General features: G+C 60.4%; 13 protein-coding genes. 7 read left to right on the forward strand and 6 right to left on the reverse strand.

Annotated elements, in window-relative coordinates; translation table 11 throughout:
* The first annotated feature begins 584 nt into the window (after positions 1-584).
* The 5 genes from repA to O4H62_RS21880 all read left to right on the forward strand — a co-directional run bounded on the left by repA (position 585) and on the right by O4H62_RS21880 (position 4,886).
* The gene (gene repA, locus O4H62_RS21860; RefSeq protein ID WP_269390986.1) at positions 585-1,763 is read left to right on the forward strand and encodes a plasmid partitioning protein RepA; all 1,179 of its coding nucleotides are present in this window, start codon (positions 585-587) and stop codon (positions 1,761-1,763) included.
* Positions 1,760-2,818, forward strand: a complete 1,059-nt coding sequence (gene repB, locus O4H62_RS21865) for a plasmid partitioning protein RepB (protein WP_269390987.1) — start codon at positions 1,760-1,762, stop codon at positions 2,816-2,818. Before repA ends, repB begins: the two co-directional genes overlap by 4 nt.
* 156 nt (positions 2,819-2,974) lie before the next feature.
* Positions 2,975-4,285 carry a plasmid replication protein RepC gene (gene repC, locus O4H62_RS21870; protein ID WP_269390988.1) on the forward strand — a complete coding sequence of 437 codons (1,311 nt, stop codon included), beginning with the start codon at positions 2,975-2,977 and terminating at the stop codon, positions 4,283-4,285.
* 68 nt (positions 4,286-4,353) lie between these two features.
* Positions 4,354-4,608, forward strand: coding sequence for a type II toxin-antitoxin system CcdA family antitoxin (locus tag O4H62_RS21875; RefSeq protein ID WP_269390989.1), 255 nt, complete (start codon positions 4,354-4,356; stop codon positions 4,606-4,608).
* A complete protein-coding gene (locus O4H62_RS21880) occupies positions 4,596-4,886 on the forward strand; it encodes a CcdB family protein (protein WP_269390990.1) in 291 nt (96 codons plus the stop codon). The genes O4H62_RS21875 and O4H62_RS21880 overlap by 13 nt, the downstream gene beginning before the upstream one ends.
* 182 nt (positions 4,887-5,068) lie before the next feature.
* On the opposite strand, the gene O4H62_RS21885 is transcribed toward O4H62_RS21880, so the two are convergent.
* Positions 5,069-6,205, reverse strand: coding sequence for a site-specific integrase (locus tag O4H62_RS21885; RefSeq protein WP_269390991.1), 1,137 nt, complete (start codon positions 6,203-6,205; stop codon positions 5,069-5,071).
* 125 nt (positions 6,206-6,330) lie between these two features.
* On the opposite strand from O4H62_RS21885, the gene O4H62_RS21890 reads away from it, so the two are divergent.
* Together O4H62_RS21890 and scpB are read left to right on the forward strand one after the other, a co-directional pair.
* Positions 6,331-7,284, forward strand: a complete 954-nt coding sequence (locus O4H62_RS21890) for a DUF1403 family protein (RefSeq protein ID WP_269390992.1) — start codon at positions 6,331-6,333, stop codon at positions 7,282-7,284.
* Positions 7,285-7,286: 2 nt separating this feature from the next.
* Positions 7,287-7,973, forward strand: coding sequence for an SMC-Scp complex subunit ScpB (gene scpB, locus O4H62_RS21895; protein WP_269390993.1), 687 nt, complete (start codon positions 7,287-7,289; stop codon positions 7,971-7,973).
* 119 nt (positions 7,974-8,092) lie between these two features.
* Here the strand turns inward: scpB and O4H62_RS21900 are convergent, their stop codons facing one another.
* The 5 genes from O4H62_RS21900 to O4H62_RS21925 form a co-directional block, all read right to left on the reverse strand.
* A complete protein-coding gene (locus tag O4H62_RS21900) occupies positions 8,093-8,437 on the reverse strand; it encodes a DUF423 domain-containing protein (protein ID WP_269390994.1) in 345 nt (114 codons plus the stop codon).
* Positions 8,438-8,589: 152 nt separating this feature from the next.
* A complete protein-coding gene (locus O4H62_RS21905) occupies positions 8,590-9,816 on the reverse strand; it encodes an ATP-binding protein (RefSeq protein ID WP_269390995.1) in 1,227 nt (408 codons plus the stop codon).
* Positions 9,817-10,302: 486 nt separating this feature from the next.
* Complete coding sequence (locus O4H62_RS21915) at positions 10,303-12,018, reverse strand: AMP-binding protein (RefSeq protein ID WP_269390996.1); 1,716 nt, start codon at positions 12,016-12,018, stop codon at positions 10,303-10,305.
* A gap of 57 nt (positions 12,019-12,075) precedes the next feature.
* Positions 12,076-15,348: a carboxyl transferase domain-containing protein gene (locus O4H62_RS21920; RefSeq protein ID WP_269390997.1), complete on the reverse strand. Its 3,273-nt coding sequence runs from the start codon at positions 15,346-15,348 to the stop codon at positions 12,076-12,078.
* A gap of 81 nt (positions 15,349-15,429) precedes the next feature.
* Entirely contained in the window at positions 15,430-16,050 is a 621-nt protein-coding gene (locus O4H62_RS21925) for a TetR/AcrR family transcriptional regulator (RefSeq protein WP_269390998.1), read from the reverse strand.

The following is a 16,050-nucleotide window of genomic DNA, read 5'->3' on the forward strand; positions in this document are numbered from 1 at the left end:
GTACGATGCGGATTTCGTCATCTACCAAACAACACATGCGCCTCGCCCTGGGTATGCCCTTGATAGTCTTCTGGGCCGTTGATGCCTGTGGCCCGACTTTTTGGATCATCCGTGGTCACTTTGTATGAGTTGCGAAGAGCCGACAATTCTCTCTGCTCAATCAGGCCCGTTCTTTCACAGGGGGCGCTAATCTGGGACAATCATATTGGATCACTATTACGCCGAATGCACAGTCGCCTGAAAGTTCCCCGTGGGGAACTCACCGCCCCACGGCCCCGTCAAATGGTGCTATTTCGGTTGCCAGGCACTCAAGTCTCGGTTGGCGAACTGGATATCGAATGGCCTCCCGTCATTTGCAAAATGCCTGTCAATGAAGCGAGCAACCCGGAAAGTTCCCCGCGGGGAACCCAAGCTTCTTCGGATTTCAGGTGCAATCACGGGCTCTTTCCCGAAACTTCCGAATCGGGATATGTGTAGCTACGACAAATTGCGAAATTTTCGGTTTTTTGCGTAGTCATAAAGTGTTTAACCTTCTGTTAACCATACCGGGCAATACAGAGGCGTAGCACACACGGAGCAGCACGTTGACTCGGCATCTAAACAGTCTGGACTTCATGCAAACGTTTTCCAACAAGTTGGATTACGCCTTGCGCAATTTGTCATTGGCGCAGTTTCCGCCCAATGCGCACCGCATCATGCGGACCTTTGCCTCTTCGGAAGTGGCAAACCTGCTGGGGGTGACGGAAGCCTATATCCGGCAGATATCACTGAAGGGCAGGGGACCTGAACCGGAAGTTACCGCCAATGGCCGCCGGCTTTATACCGTCGAACAGATTCTCGAACTGCGCATGTTGCTGGCCGAAAACGGCCGCAAGAAATGGATCAATCCGCGCCGTATCGAAGGCGAGAGCTGCCAGGTGATCGCGGTCACCAATTTCAAGGGCGGCTCGTCCAAGACCTCGACCACCATTCATCTCGCCCATTATCTGGCGCTGAGAGGCTACCGGGTGCTGACCATCGATCTCGATCCGCAGGCCTCGCTGACTGCCTTGCACGGATCGCTGGCCGATTTCGATCCGCGCGAGGGCGACACGTTCTATTCCGCCATCCGCTTTGATGACCCGGTGCCGACCCAGTCGCTGATCCACAAGACCCATATCGAAGGCTTTGACGTGATCTGCGCAGGTCTCGAACTCACCGAGTTCGAAACCGCGGTGGCGCTTGAAATGCGTAAGACCGGTGGCACCGAATTCCTGTTGCGTGCGGCACAGGCGATTGCCCAAGTCGAGGACAATTACGACGTCGTCCTGATGGATTCGGCCCCATCACTGAACTTCTTGACATTGTCGTCGCTGACGGCTGCGACCGGCGTTCTCATTCCGGTTCCCGCCCACATGCTCGATGTCGACTCAACGGCGAAATTTCTCGAGCTGGCCGGATCCTATATGCAGATCCTCAATGAAATGGGCACAAGGGCCGAGTGGGATTTTGCCAAATTCCTGATCACCAAATTCGAGCCAAACGACCATCCGCAGGCCAATATGATGGCCCTGATGCGGCAGGTTTTCGGCAATGATCTGCTGCTCAACACGGTGATAAAATCCACAGCCGTGGCAGATGCGCTAACCTGGAAGCAGAGCCTGTATGAGGTGCAGCGCTCGCGATTCTCGGCGCCCAAGACCTATGACAGGGCGATGGAATCGATCAATGGTGTCAATGCAGAGATCGAGGATCTGCTGACAAATGCATGGGGACGCACATGAGCCGGAAAGATTCCAAAGGCATGTTCGCCAATGTGCTGGGCAAGCTCAACGATGATCAGGACGAGGCCAAATCCGCTGCACCATCCGGGTCAGGGCAGGCCATGGCGCCGCGCGAACGGGTGATGTCGTCGCCGCATCTGAAGAAGGTCGCCGCCGGCGTCCGCCAGATCCAGGAGCGCGGCGAACTGGCCGAACGGGTGCTCAAAGACGGCGGCTATGTCAGCGAACTGGATCCTGCCGAAATCCTGCCGTCGAGCATTCCGGACCGGTTTGCCGGAGCCTATGACGAGGCCGCGATTTCGGAACTCGTCGATTCGATGCGCGAGCGCGGTCAGATCGTGCCGGGCCTGGTGCGCCCGCTCAGGGATGATCCGCAGCGCTACCAAATCGTCTATGGCCGCCGCCGGATGGCCGCTGCGCAAAAGCTGGGGCTGAAATTCAAGGCGATCATCCGTCCGCTTGATGATGCCGAAGCCATAGTCTTTCAGGGCGAGGAGAACTCGGCCCGCAACGATCTCACCTTCATCGAGAAATGCAATTTTGCCTTTGCGCAGGAAAAGGCCGGTTATGACCGGGCCACCATCTGTGCCTCGCTGTCGACCGGCAAGTCGCATGTTTCCGAGATGATCCGGATTGCCGCGACGCTGCCGCAAAGCCTGCTGCACGCCATCGGTCCGGCGCCCGAGATCGGCCGCCGCCGTTGGCTCGAGCTGGTGGACAAATGGACGGCCTTTCCCAAGGCGCACACTATGGTCGAGGAGCTGCTGGCCGGCACCGGTGCGCAGATGTCGAGCGAAGACCGCTTTGCCCTGGCGCTGTCGGCGATGTTCGAAAAGGCGACCGCCCCCGACCCGAAGGCGCCGCAGCCGCGCGAAACCATCATGTCCAAGGGCATGAAGCTGGCCGAGGTGAGCTACGGCAATGCGGGTGCGCGGATGAGCTTTGCCAAATCGGTTCCGCCCGAATTTGTCGCCTATCTGGCCGGACAAATGGAAACCATTCACGACGCCTATCTCAAGCAGATCAAGGCGAAAACCAACGACAAACGGAGTTAGTGCAACGCAATAGAAAAAGGCCCCCAAACGTCGCCGTCGTGGAAGCCCTTCTCGTGTCTAGCAGCTAGAGAATCGCACTTCCCCGAATCACAGTCAAGAGTCTTTGGCGCCAATTTGGCGAATGAATTTCTATTGCCTTTTTGAAAGGTGAGAAAAATGCAGCTGGATCAGATCACGACGCCCTTCGGGCGGCGGTCGATGACCTATGCCATGTTGGCAGACCAGATGACGGCCGCCGAGATCGATGAAGACGCGAGCGTCGACAAGTGGAAGATCTACCAGGCGCTGTGTGAAGCAAGGCCGCGCCTGGGCATCACCGACCGGGCCCTGGCGGTGCTTTCGGCGCTGATCAGCTTCTATCCCAAAGCCGAGCTTGCCGCCGGCGACAGCCTGATCGTGTTTCCCTCGAACGCGCAATTGTCGCGCCGCGCCAACGGCATGGCCGAGCAGACCATCCGCCGCCATCTTGCCGTGCTGGTCTCGGCCGGGCTTCTCACGCGCAAGGACAGCGCCAATGGCAAGCGGTTTGCCAGGCGCGGCCGGGCAGGGGAGATCGACGAGGCTTTTGGATTCTCGCTCAAGCCGCTGCTGGCCCGTGCCGAGGAGATCGCGCAGCTGGCCGCGGAAGTGGAAGCCGAGCGCCTGCACATGCGGCGCATGAAGGAGCGGCTGACGATCGGCCGGCGTGATGTGATCAAGCTGATCGAAACCGCGCTTGAGGAAGGTGCCGCGGGCGATTGGCTCGGTGTTCAGGAGCAGTATCGCGCCATTTTTGCCGATTATCCGCGCAAGCCCTCGCTGGAAGCGGTGACTGCTGCGCTCGATGAGATCGAGTTCCTGCGTGAAAATATCCTCAACCAGTTGGAAAGCCTGGTTAAAACAACCAAATCAAGCGGCAATGCCTATGAAAATGAGCGTCATAAACAGAATTCAAAACCAGACTCTCCATCTGAATCTGAACTAGCCTTGGAAAAAAGGCGAGGCGGAAATCCGGATACCCTTGAGCAAAATGAAGTGGGACCTGCTGCAAGGGAGATAAAATCTGCTGCACCGGGGATGGGGCAGGGCGGTCATGCGGAGAAAACGCGGCCGCAAGGCGGGAGCGAGGCCGCGTTTGGCCAAAAGCCATTTCCGCTTGGCATGGTTCTGTCGGCCTGCCGCGAGATCTGTGATTACGGGCCTGGCGGGGCAATCGGCAGCTGGCGCGATCTGATGGGGGCCGCGGTGGTTGTCCGCTCGATGCTGGGTGTGTCGCCCTCGGCCTATGAGGAGGCTTGCGCGGTTTTCGGGCCTGAAAATGCCGCCACCATCATCGCCTGTATTCTCGAGCGCGCCGGCCACATCAACTCCGCCGGCGGCTACCTGCGCGATCTGACCAGCCGTGCCGAACGCGGTGAATTCTCGCTCGGACCGATGCTGATGGCGCAGATCCGGGCCAACGGACCAGGCGAAAGGCGGGCCGGGTGAGGGGTCTCGGGGTTGCGCCGTACTCCAGAGCGGTATATTTTACCGGTATAAAAATGGAACACGTTATCATGGCTGGCATACCCAAGCGGAAGACATCCTTGACGCTTGATGCAGATGCGCTCGATCGTGCAAAGGAACTTGAGATCAATGTGTCGGCGGTGGCTGAAGCTGCCCTTCTCAAGGCCATTGCTGAAGCGCGGCAGAAGAAATGGGTAGCTGAAAACGCCGAGGCGTTTGCAGCGCAAGCACAATGGCACGAGCACAATGGGCACCCTCTGGCCGATATCATTGCGGCGCCGGGTGGATCTTCGTGGAACAACTGAGCCGGTTTGATGTTGCGCGCTACAACGGTGTCTTGATGGTGGTGGTTGAAAGCGATCTGCTGCCATCTGATCCGGCCGTGGTCGTCATTCCTCTTCTGGCGGACTACCCTGCAGTCAAGCAGCTAAACCCTGAAATCCATTTTGACGGCATGCATCTTGTCCTTGCCACGCGGCTGATTGCGGCGGTGCGTAGACCCAGTCTGCAGCGGATGGGAAATGTGGCGGACCAGGGCGATCGGATAACACGCGCTGTCGATGTCCTGATGGCGGGAGTGTAGGGGAAGCCCGACAGGAGCTGTTTTCAGCGGCGTTTTGCGTTCAATGATCTACCGATAGAGTGCTTTTCGGTTCGCTCAGAGTTTGCGGCTTTGTCAGTCCACCGCCCGAAACAGCCGGTGCCATTTTTCCTTGAGGCAAGCGGGGCATGTTTGGGGGTGGGCACCCTGGGGAAAGCTCTCGTCTAAAGGCCCGCAGCCTTTGTCAGATTGATGCGGAAACGATCGCGCCGTCTTTGGTATTTGCGCGTCATTTCAGCACTTGCGTGGCCGAGTTGCCTCTGGACATGGCGCTCGTCAACCTCGGCGGAGGAGGCGAGGCCGGCGCGCAGCGAGTGGCCGGCAAACAGCTGCTCCCGGGCCATTTCCGACAAATCCCCGCGAACGCCGGCCGCCAACGCCGTCTTTTTGACAAGCCGCGCCACTTCCTGGTCGTTGAGCCGATCCGGTCCGACAGTCTTGCCCTTGCCGGTCACGCGACGGAAGAGCGGGCCCCTGGCAAGCCTTCCCAACCTGATCCAGGTCTCGAGGGCGGCGACCGGACATGTGTTTTCGGCCGAACCGCGACCGATCTCCACCTCGCGCCAGCCGGTCTTGCCGCGCAGGGTGACCAGAACGCCCTTGTCGAGAAATTCGATCCATCCCCGGCCATCCTCGCTCTGGTCGCGGCCAAGATCGAGCCCGGTGATCTCCGAGCGGCGCAAGCCACCCGCAAAACCGACCAGCAACATCGCCCGGTCACGCAAGCCGCGCAGATGTCCCCTGTCCAGCGTTTCAAGCATGGCGATCAGATCTTCGGGCAGGATTGCTTCCTTCTGGCGGGGAGGTGCTGCATGGGTGTTTCGGATGCCGGCCAGTACCGTTGCAATGGCCCGGTCCTTGCGATCAAGCGGCTGACCGCGCTGGATGTAGTTCCAAGAGAGCGAGGAGAGCCGACGCTCGATGGTCGAGACGGTGTTTGGTCTTTTGTCTTTGGTTCCCGGGCCAGATGCGGAAGCGGTGGCCGCGCCTGTGGCGCAGGCGGTAATGTAGAGGCCGACGACGTGCGGATCGGGCGGAAGCGGGGACAGGTTCTGGCGCCGGCACCAGGCGGTAAAGTGCTTCCAGTCAGAGGCGTAGGCGCGGCGGGTGTTTGCCGAACTGGCCGCCTCGACATAGCCGCGGGCGCGATCGGTCAGATCCCGCAGATGGGCCGGCAAGGGGGAGGGGTCTGGTTCACAGACGTCCTGTGCGGAAACATCACCGGAAACCGCCGTGCTGTGGGACGGCGCTGAGTGCTGCCGGGCGTCAATTTCGGTGTTTTGCTCGATGTTAGAGGCCATTTCCTCTATAAAGAGCATTATGAACGATAATGCAACATTATCACTCATATAATGTACGCGACAAGCTGTGCGTTTTACGCCGATAATTGTGGCATTAACCGCACGCCGGATATATGGTCCGGATCATGGAATCACACCTGTCTTGCTCTGTTGCAGCCGCTGCATCGCTGCCGCAAATACCCGGTTGGGCATTGCCACGCGGACGCGATCTTGCCGAAGCGGACGCTGCCTTTGTCGCGGGCATTGCACTGAAATCACTGGATGATCTCGTTCGCACCGAGCCCGTCTGGGCGGGTTGCTGGCGCTCTCGCCAGGCGCTCAGATGCGCCTCCGGCGCCGTGCGGCTGATGGGCCGCAGCGAGGATGAAGCGGGCCTGCGCGATGCGGTCCTGCTGACCGCTGCCGGTGACGATCCCGGCCCGGACGGAAAGCTGTTTCTGGCCTTCAAAAGGCTCGCCAGCCGAAAATCCACCGTTTCGTCCAAGGCTGTTGCCGACCTGGCCGATCTGATGGGCCTCGCCTGGGATGACGGGCTGGGGGCGGCAGTTGATCATGTTGATGCAGCCATCCAGTCCGGACGGTCGCCTCCCTTTGCCGCGGCCGATCTGGTGACGGCCATTGTAACCGTGCGCCCGGATGCCGAGCCGCTGGCCTGGGCGCTGGCCGACATGCTGATTGCCACGATGCTGAAATGGGATCGGCCGGTGCCCATGCTGATGGCCGAGCGTTATGGGCCTGCGTTCCGGACCATCGGTGGCAGGGGGCGCGTGGGTCCGGGTGAGGCGGGATTTCCCCGCGCCGTCTGCCTGGCTTTGGTCGAGGGCACCAATGGCGGCATGCGTTCGGCCGGCGAGATTGCCCGTCGCGCCGAAACCCTGAGGGAGGTTGCGCCAAGACTGCGCACCAAAGGGGCCGGTGGCGTGCTTCAAACACTGCTTGAAGAGGACGCGGTGCCGGCATCCGCACCCGGCAGCAATCTCTCCCGCTGGGCCGCCACCCGGCTGTTTGAGCGGCTGGAAAGTTTCGGTGCCGTCCGGGAGATGTCCGGCCGCACATCATTCCGGATGTTCGGGTTGTGACGATGGCCGAAACCAGCACAACCAGGCCCGGACTACGGGGGCGATCAAGCGACGGAGGCGAACGTCTCCTTGATCGGGAGCTCAAGGCCCTGCCGCCGGAGCTGCGCTGGCGCGAATGGATGCTGCGCGTCGAGGCCGTGATTTTTGCGTCGAGCGAGCCTGTCACGCGGGAGGTTCTGGCGCGGGTGGTCGGCAGGGATTGCAGCATCGACCTGCTGATTGACGATCTGCATGAAGAGTTGCGCAATAGGCCCTATGAACTGGTCTCGGTGGCCGGTGGCTGGCAGCACCGGAGCCGTTCGGCTTTCGCGGACGCGATCCGGGCTTCGCAGGCACCAACGCGGGGAGGGGCCGCAGCACTGTCCGAGTTCGAGGCGATGGTGCTGATGTCGATTGCGTATTCCCAGCCTGTGACCCGGGGAGAGCTGTCGAAGATATTTGGCAAGGAAGTCAGCCGTGACGTGATCGGCTCGCTGCGTGGCGCGGGGTTTATTTCCTCCGGCCCGCGCAGCCCGACGCCGGGTGCGCCCTATACCTACGTGACGACGAAACACTTTCTTTCCGCATTCGGCATGGAGACGTTGCGGGACCTGCCCGATATGGAAGCGTTGGAGGACGCCGGGTTGCTCAGCCGCCAGGATGTTCACAATGAACCGCTTTCGGCCGGGGCGGAGAGCGAGGAAGAATAAGGATGCGGTGGTCGCTGCACCAGCGGGCTCAGAGCGAAGGTGGATGGAACCTGTTTGGCGCCGTGACTCGCGAAGGTGCTCAGCCCGAGGCCGGGGACATTGCCTGGCAACAAATCAGCCTACCTGGATTTGGTCATCAGCCCGGAGATCGCAATCACCAGCCAACCGCCGATCATTGCCATACCTCCGGACGGTGCAGCCATTGAAAACAATCGCGTGCCGGCAAAATGACGCATCAGCAGATCGCCGCAAAACAGCACCAGCCCAAGGCATAGAAGGCCAACGCCTGCGCCCCGGACCCGGCCGGACTTTCCAGCAAGGCCCAGCGCCACGAAAAGGGGTGCGTGAAACAGCAGGAACTGGGCAGCCGTGGTCACATTGCCGCCGCCTGCATGGGCTCCATAGGCTGACAATGCAACGCCTGCTGCGCCCATCAAGCCGCCTGTAAAAACAAGAATGGTCATGGCATTCACCCCGGTGATTCAATACGGCAAACCAGTACCAACGTTGTATTCACCAAGCGAGTCCCGATCGTCATGTCTTCGGTCATCAACGGTGCCCCGTGCAGCACAGCGCATCCGGTTGATTTTGCAACAGCGCTGTTATTTGCCGGTCTTCACTTGGAGGACCACAGGCTGGAAAGCGGTGCGGCGAACATGTTTTTTGCGAAGGGGACGATCTTATCATGGTCGTAGAGGACAATTCCCTGGATGAATTTGTCGCCGCATGCTGCCGCAAGCTTCCGCATGCCTGAAAAATCCGATGACGAAACCGTCGCGGAAGATTTGACTTCAATCCCCACGACCTCCCCACGCCGGTTTTCAAGAACGATGTCGACCTCGTTCTTGTCCTTGTCCCGGTAGTGGGAGAACGAGCACCGCTGTTCGCTCCATGTTGAAATCTTTTGCAGTTCGCTAAAGACGAACGTCTCGAGGATCGCTCCGAAAGAAGTCTTGTCCTTCCGCACGACATCCGGAGAGATGCCTCTCAGCGCTGCGAGGAGACCCGCATCGAGAAAATGGAGCTTTGGCGACTTGGTCAGACGTTTGAGTTTGTTGGTGAACCAGGGTTGTAGCGTGTGAACGATGAACAGGCTTTCGAATATACCGAGATACTTTTGAGTGGTGACGTGGTTGAGCCCCACCGCTGCGCCTGTGGACGAGTAGTTGACAAGCTGGCCCGATTGCTCTGCCAGGGCGCCTAAGAGCCTGGGCATGATGGCAAGCTGTTCGATTTGTGCAACATCACGAACGTCGCGTTGGACGATTGCGTCCACATAGCCGTGGTACCAATCCTGCTTTCGGCCCCATTTCTCGCGGGAGATCGCCTCTGGATATCCGCCCGCCAGGACCATTTCGATCAGGTCGTTGCCCAGCACAACACTCTCTACGGTCGGCTGTAGCCCCTTGAACGCGTTGTTCAGCAGCTTCGACCTGGCACCCACTATTTCCGCTTGAGACAGAGGCAGCAGCTTCACGACTTCCATCCTGCCGGCGAGTGAATCGGCAACTTTGGGGAGTGTCATGAGATTGGCGGAGCCCGTAAGCAGGAAACGGCCCGCGGTCCTGTCGCGATCGACCTCGTTCTTGATAGCCAGCAACAGGTCGGGTGCACGCTGAATTTCATCTATGACAGCGCGATCAAGTCCCCGCAGAAATCCAACCGGATCATTAGTCGCAGCCGCGAGTACGGTCGTATCATCCAGCGTGAAAAAAGGTATTTTATCGGCTGCTATATCTGTCGCAAGTGTTGTTTTCCCGGACTGTCTGGGACCCGATATCAATACGACACGAGTGTCCGCCAATGATTCCTCAATCCTGATTTTCGCGAAACGGTCGTACATTCAGCAGCCTCTTTCCATGCGGCCAATTGAAAATACATTCTCGACCAATTGAAAGTCAATTGCCGACCGATTGAAACCTGAAGCCTGACCAATTGAAATTCGTCTCTGTTATTCCATCTCGCCGGGAGACTGTGACGTGCTCCCTTAATTGTCCGCGTTCACAAGTTAGCCCTGTTCAGGTTGTGAGGTGCCCCCCGACTCTGGGCCAGCAGGAGGGCTCTGTTGCAAGCTTTTGGTGTGGCCGAGAAAGAGCCGTTGCGGATTCGTGGTCAGAAGGAAACTGCCAGAGCGTCGAACTGCTCTGCAAGCGATGGGCTGGGGTTGTAGGAATATCTGCCTCGTCGCTTGCGCATCATTTGAACCATCTCGATGCCGGCAAGCGGATCGTGTCCCACGGCGAGCGCAGAAGCTACACCACGCCGTGGGACACGATCTCCGAATTCTGTAGAATGTTTGCGACAGACCCCTCGCAGGAGGGAAGGGTGATCAGCCGTCTTCTTCCAGTACCAGCTGTCGCAGCTTGTATTTCTCCACCTTGTTGGTCGGGGTCCGCGGCAGGTCGGCGACAATCCGGATATGCGCCGGCCGCATATATTTCGGCATGGTCCGGCGGGCGAAATCATGCACCGCGTCCTCGGACAGGTCGGCATTTTCGACCGCGACGATGAAGACGACAACATCATCCTCGTCACCCTCGCGCCCTGGAATGGCCACGGCTGCGCTCATCTGCACCTGCGGATGCTGGTTGATCATGTCTTCGACCTGGAAGGAGGAGAGATTCTCGCCACGCACCCGGATGCGGTCGCCCAGACGGTCGACATAATAGAACATGCCATCCGCTCCCTTCAGCACCGCATCGCCGGTGTGAAACCAGAGATTCCGGAAGGCCGTCGCCGTCGCCTCGGGTTTGCCGAGATAGGCTTGCAGGAATGTGCCTGGCAGGCGCGGTCGCAAGGTCAGATGACCGACCGTCTCCGGCGGGCATTCCGCGTCATGTTCGTCGCGCACTGTCACCTCCACGAACGAGGTCGGCGTACCCATCAGGCCCTTGCGGGTTACCGAAGCGCCGGGCAGAACAGGCATACCGAAACGCGCCGCAATGTCCCGCAGTTCGGCGCGGGAATGGCCGCGATAGAGCGTCGCCGGCGTGCCGCCGCTTTCGTCGGTCTCTTCGATCACCGCCCAGAGTCCGAGGCCGCTTTCGGTCTGGCCGAAGCCGGCCGTGACGATATCGATCCCGAACCGGGTCGCGAAGTCATGATGCTGCAAGGCGAGCGGCTGCATATGCACCTTGTTGAGCGTGTTGTGGCGATCATCTCCGCGCGCCGGCGCCTTGCTGAGCCAGGGTATCATGACGTCGAGAAGGATCGCCGAGGTAGCCTTGCGTGCGGCTATACGCGACCAGAAACCATCGGGGCTGAACCGGTCCCAGACCGCGACTTCGCACCCGACCCAAGCCGCCCGGCAGACATTGGCGATGGCGCCGCCGACATGATGCATCGGCAGGTCGTTATAGATCACGTCGTCCTGGGTGAGCAGCATGCGCGGCCCGAATGTATATTGCGCCATCCACCGATGCGGCTGCACCACGCCCTTGGCGGGACCGGTCGTACCGGAGGTGTAGATGAGATTGGCCGGATCGTCGAAGGACAACCTGATGCCGGGCGCGGGCGCATCCGCAAGCAGTTCGGTCCAGTTGAGACCCGTAAGCCGCGAATCGAGCCCTTCGATCTGTTCGGCAAAATCATGATCGCCAGACTGCGGCCGATAGATCACCACCTTCGGTTCGCCGGGGACTTCGGCAGCGACACCATTCAGGGCCGGCACCATCTGCTGATCGGCGATGATGAGATGGGGCGCCGTGTCGTTCAACTGATAGGCGAGCAGCCGTCCCGAATAGGCGAAATTGACGGGGCAATAGAGGGCGCCGGCCTTCCAGATTCCGAACATCGCCAGCGTGCTGGTCAGCATGTTGCGGCAGAAGACCGAAACGCGATCGCCCTTGCGGATGCCGATCCGTATCAGATTGCCGGCGATGGCATCCGTTTGTCGCGCGAATTCGGCATAGGACAGCGTCAGGTCGTTTTCTCCGTAGTGAAAGAAGACCTGCTCACCGGAAACGGCCGCCCAATGATCGAGCCTTTCGGTCACCAGTTCGCCGTTTTCACTCAGCAATTTCGTCAGTTCGCGTTCATCCGTCATGTCAATTCCTCCCAATATGACAATTGCAGCCGGTCGCCTCTACGACCGGCCAATGGATCAGGGCCGTGTTCCGAAGGCCGGCCGGCCGGACAGTTCGGGCAGCAACCGATAGGCATCGCGTACCCAGTCGCACAGAAGCGGGCGCGTCTCGCGCGGGTCGATCAGGTCCTGGACCCCGAAACGTTCGGCGGTGCGGAATGGGGAACCGATCCGCTCGAGTTCCGTGGCGATGCGTCTGATTTCCGCCTCCCGATCCGCAGACTTCTCGAGTTCGGCCCGGAAGGCGGCTTCGATGCCACCCTGTTGCGGCAGGGAACCCCATGTTCCCGACGGCCAGGACCAGCTGCGCTGCGCCCGGTGGCGATTGACGGCGCCGGCGCCGCCGACGCCGAACACCCGCCGCAGGATCACTTCGGCCTGCGGAACACGGGCCTGGTAGATGGCGGTAATCGCCCGGGCTCCGTAGCGGATGGTTCCCTGACGCTCGGCGGCCAGCCCGATCGACATGCCGGCCTGATCGGTCAGGCTGACGATCGGTAGGTGAAACGTCTCGCAGAGATCGACCAGCCGGGTTACGGCCATCGCGCCTTCCGCAGTCATGGTCGCGCCTTTGGACGGATCGGTGGTGATGACCCCGACCGGATGACCATCGAGCCGGGCGAGCGCCGTGACGGTCGAACCACCATATTCGGCATAGGGAAGCACGGAGCCGGCATCGAACACCGCGTCGAGGATCGACCGGAGATCGTAGGGCTTGCGCTGGTTGCGAGGAATGACCCCGAGCAACGCCTCCTCCTTCCGATCACAGGGATCGTCGTGATTGGCGATCACCGGCGGCATCTCATAGACGCTGGTCGGCAGGTAACCGAGAAACTGCCGAATGAGATCGTTGGCTTCGCCTTCGGAAGCGACAAACCGTTCGACCATGGCGTTCCGGCGATGAACATCGGCACCGCCGAGTTGCTCCTTCGTCAGGTTCTCGCGGGTGGAAGACAGGACGATCGGCGGGCCGGCCGTGAAAATCTGGCCGATTTCCTCGACCATGATGGCAAGATGCGACATCACCAGACGGGCGGCACCAAGCCCGACAGTCGGACCAAGGCAGGCTGCCACCACAGGCACGATGGAGAGATTGTCGACCACCGCATCCCAGGCCGGGTTGACCGGCAGATAATGGAACCCCATCTCGCGGGCGATCTTGACACTGCCGCCGCCGCTCGCACCGTCGAGAAGCCGAACCACCGGCAACCGCATCTCGCGGGCATGGTTTTCGATGAAGATCTGCTTGTCATGAATTGCAGCATCGCCGGAGCCGGCGCGAACGGTGAAATCATCGACGCCGATCATCACCTTGCGGCCATCGAGCCGGGCGGTGCCGCCGACGAAATTGGCCGGCAGCAGCGATTTGACCTTGCCGGCCTCGTCATAATCGACAAAGGCGGTCAGGGCGCCAATTTCCTTGAAGCTGCCCGGATCGACCAATGTCTCGATCCGTTCCCAGGCCGTCAGCTTGCCCTGCTCCTTCTGTCGCGCGACCTTGCCCTTGCCGCCCATGGCGGAAGCAAGCTCTCGGCGGCGACCGATTTCCGTGACCTCCTCGCGCCAGTCACTTTCCACCGCCAACGGCCGACTTTTGCGTTCGCCAACAGAAAACGCCTCGCCATCCGGACGGATATGGCAGAGCATGGCGTTTTCGCCAACAGAAGCGCCAAGCCCGACGGTGACGGCCTCGACCGTCCCACTGGATGATGCCTGGACCACATGCTCCATCTTCATCGCTTCCAGCACCAGCAGGCCATCGCCGGCATGGACGTGATCGCCGGGCGCCACCAGAATCTCGATGACCGTTCCCTGCATCGGCGCTGTGGTGCCGGACAGGCCCTCCGCCAGTTCCGGGGCAAGCTCCTCTGCCGCCGCGGCAGCTGCCGCAGGATCCGGCTTTTCCGATAGCGGTCGCATCAGCAGTGCCTGACCTTCGGCTGCGGCAAGCAGGTCCGTCAGGTGCGTGGCGAGAAACGATGTATCGGCTCGGCCGGACTTGACCTCCGGATGATCGAGGATGGCGAGCAGAAGCCTGATATTGGTCGGCACGCCGCCGATATCGAATTCGCGAAGGGCGTTCTGTGTTCTCGCCAGGGCATTGTGGAAGGTGTGACCCCGCGCAATCACCTTCGCCAGCAGCGAGTCGTAACGCAGGCTGGTCCGATAGCCGGCATAGCCATATCCATCGACACGGATATTCGGTCCCGATGGCGCCGAATAGCTGCCGAGCGTACCGGCCTTCGGGATGGGGCTCCCATCTGCAAGCAGCGCCTCGAGATTGACGCGGGCCTGCAGGGCGAAGCCGGAGACCGGTGGCGGCGTCATGAGATCGAGTTCGGCGAGCGTTGCGCCAAGCGCGATCTTCAACTGCGACTGCACCAGGTCGATGCCGGTAATTTCCTCGGTGATCGTATGTTCGACCTGAAGGCGCGGATTGGCCTCCATGAACCAGAATTCGTCATTGCTGCACAGGAATTCGAAGGTCCCGAGGCTGGCATAGCCGACATGGCGGGCGAGCCCGACGGCCGCCTCGATGACGCGGGCGCGAAGGTCCGGCGGAAATGACGGAGCCGGCGCGATTTCGACGAGCTTCTGGTGCCGGCGCTGTATCGTGCAATCGCGCTCCCAGAGATGGCAGACGGCACCGGTTCCATCTCCGATCACCTGCACCTCGATATGGCGGGCTTTCGGCAGCAGTTTCTCGACATAGAGATCGCCGATGCCGAAGGCCTGCAGGGCTTCCGAACGGCAGCGCTCAAAGGCGGAATCGATGTCGGCAGACTTGAGGACGGCTCGCATGCCGCGCCCGCCGCCGCCGGCCATGGCTTTCAACATGATGGCGCCATGCCGCTCGGAAAAATCACGGACTTCCTCGAGAGTGACCGACCGGTTTATACCGGGAAGAACAGGAACGGCCAGGTCCTCCGCCAGCTTGCGGGCACTGATCTTGTCGCCGAACAGTTCGAGGATTTCAGCCGAAGGACCGATGAAGACCAGGTTTTCAGCGGCGCAACGGCGTGCAAAGCCGGCATTCTCGCTCAGGAAACCGTAACCGGGATGCACGAATCCGCATCCCGTCTGCCGGGCAATCATCAGGATCGCGTCCTGATCGAGATAGGCCTGCGCACCTTCGGCCGGCAAAGCGAGGCATTCATCCATATATTGCACATGCAGCGACGCATCATCGTCACGGGCATGAATGCCGACCGTCCTCAATCCGAGTTCACGGACGGCTCGCGCAATCCGGATGGCGATTTCGCCCCTGTTCGCGATCAATACTGCCTTCAAGAAATCCTCCTTTGACGGCGCCGCGTAGGCGGCGGCCGCTTCTGCATGTCATGCTATATCCTGATCAGAAAACTCGCCTGTTCATGCGGCCAGCCCCCGCATCAGGAAGTTCGCCACCGTATCGGCCACTTCCTGACGGCTGACGCTGCCGTCTTCGCGGAACCACCAAGCCGGCGACATGCTGGTTCGAATGACGGTGTAGGCCGTCACCTTGAGATCGGCCCGCGAGAAGACACCTTGCGTCATGCCCTCGTCGAGCAGCTGCATCAGCAGCCGCTCGTAGCGTTGCTCGATCTCGCGCACCATCTCGATATGGGCCTGGTCGAGACCGCTGGTCACCGGCGTTAGGATGACGTGACGGGAAAATTCATCGAAGTTGGTCGCGATGAGATCGCGGATTGCCAACTCAATGCGATCCCTGACCGGCAAGGGCCGGCCTGAAATTTCCGCCAGACGCGTGGCGGCATTGCCGGATGTCTCCTGGCGGGTTTCCACGATCAGATCCTGCTTGCTCTCGAACTGGTAGTAGAGAATGCCCTTGCTCACGCCCATTTCGGCGGCGATATCCTCCATCGTGGTGGCCGCATAACCCTTGCGCGCAAAAACCTTGCCCGCCGCGGCGAGAATCTGGCGACGCTGCTCCTGCCGCTGTTCGGGATTGCGGATTACGCCGCCACGAAGACCTCTTTGACCCTTGTTCAT

Origin of the sequence: Parahoeflea alexandrii (genome assembly GCF_027214025.1) — a bacterium.
Lineage (GTDB): Bacteria > Pseudomonadota > Alphaproteobacteria > Rhizobiales > Rhizobiaceae > Hoeflea > Hoeflea alexandrii_A.

Bases quoted from the DNA above. Each gene is read 5' to 3' on its own strand.
- repB (WP_269390987.1), top strand. From the start codon at position 1,760: ATGAGCCGGAAAGATTCCAAAGGCATGTTCGCCAATGTGCTGGGCAAG.
- repC (WP_269390988.1), top strand. From the start codon at position 2,975: ATGCAGCTGGATCAGATCACGACGCCCTTCGGGCGGCGGTCGATGACC.
- O4H62_RS21875 (WP_269390989.1), top strand. From the start codon at position 4,354: ATGGCTGGCATACCCAAGCGGAAGACATCCTTGACGCTTGATGCAGAT.
- O4H62_RS21885 (WP_269390991.1), bottom strand. From the start codon at position 6,205: ATGGCCTCTAACATCGAGCAAAACACCGAAATTGACGCCCGGCAGCAC.
- O4H62_RS21890 (WP_269390992.1), top strand. From the start codon at position 6,331: ATGGAATCACACCTGTCTTGCTCTGTTGCAGCCGCTGCATCGCTGCCG.
- scpB (WP_269390993.1), top strand. From the start codon at position 7,287: ATGGCCGAAACCAGCACAACCAGGCCCGGACTACGGGGGCGATCAAGC.
- O4H62_RS21900 (WP_269390994.1), bottom strand. From the start codon at position 8,437: ATGACCATTCTTGTTTTTACAGGCGGCTTGATGGGCGCAGCAGGCGTT.
- O4H62_RS21905 (WP_269390995.1), bottom strand. From the start codon at position 9,816: ATGTACGACCGTTTCGCGAAAATCAGGATTGAGGAATCATTGGCGGAC.
- O4H62_RS21915 (WP_269390996.1), bottom strand. From the start codon at position 12,018: ATGACGGATGAACGCGAACTGACGAAATTGCTGAGTGAAAACGGCGAA.
- O4H62_RS21925 (WP_269390998.1), bottom strand. From the start codon at position 16,050: ATGAACAAGGGTCAAAGAGGTCTTCGTGGCGGCGTAATCCGCAATCCC.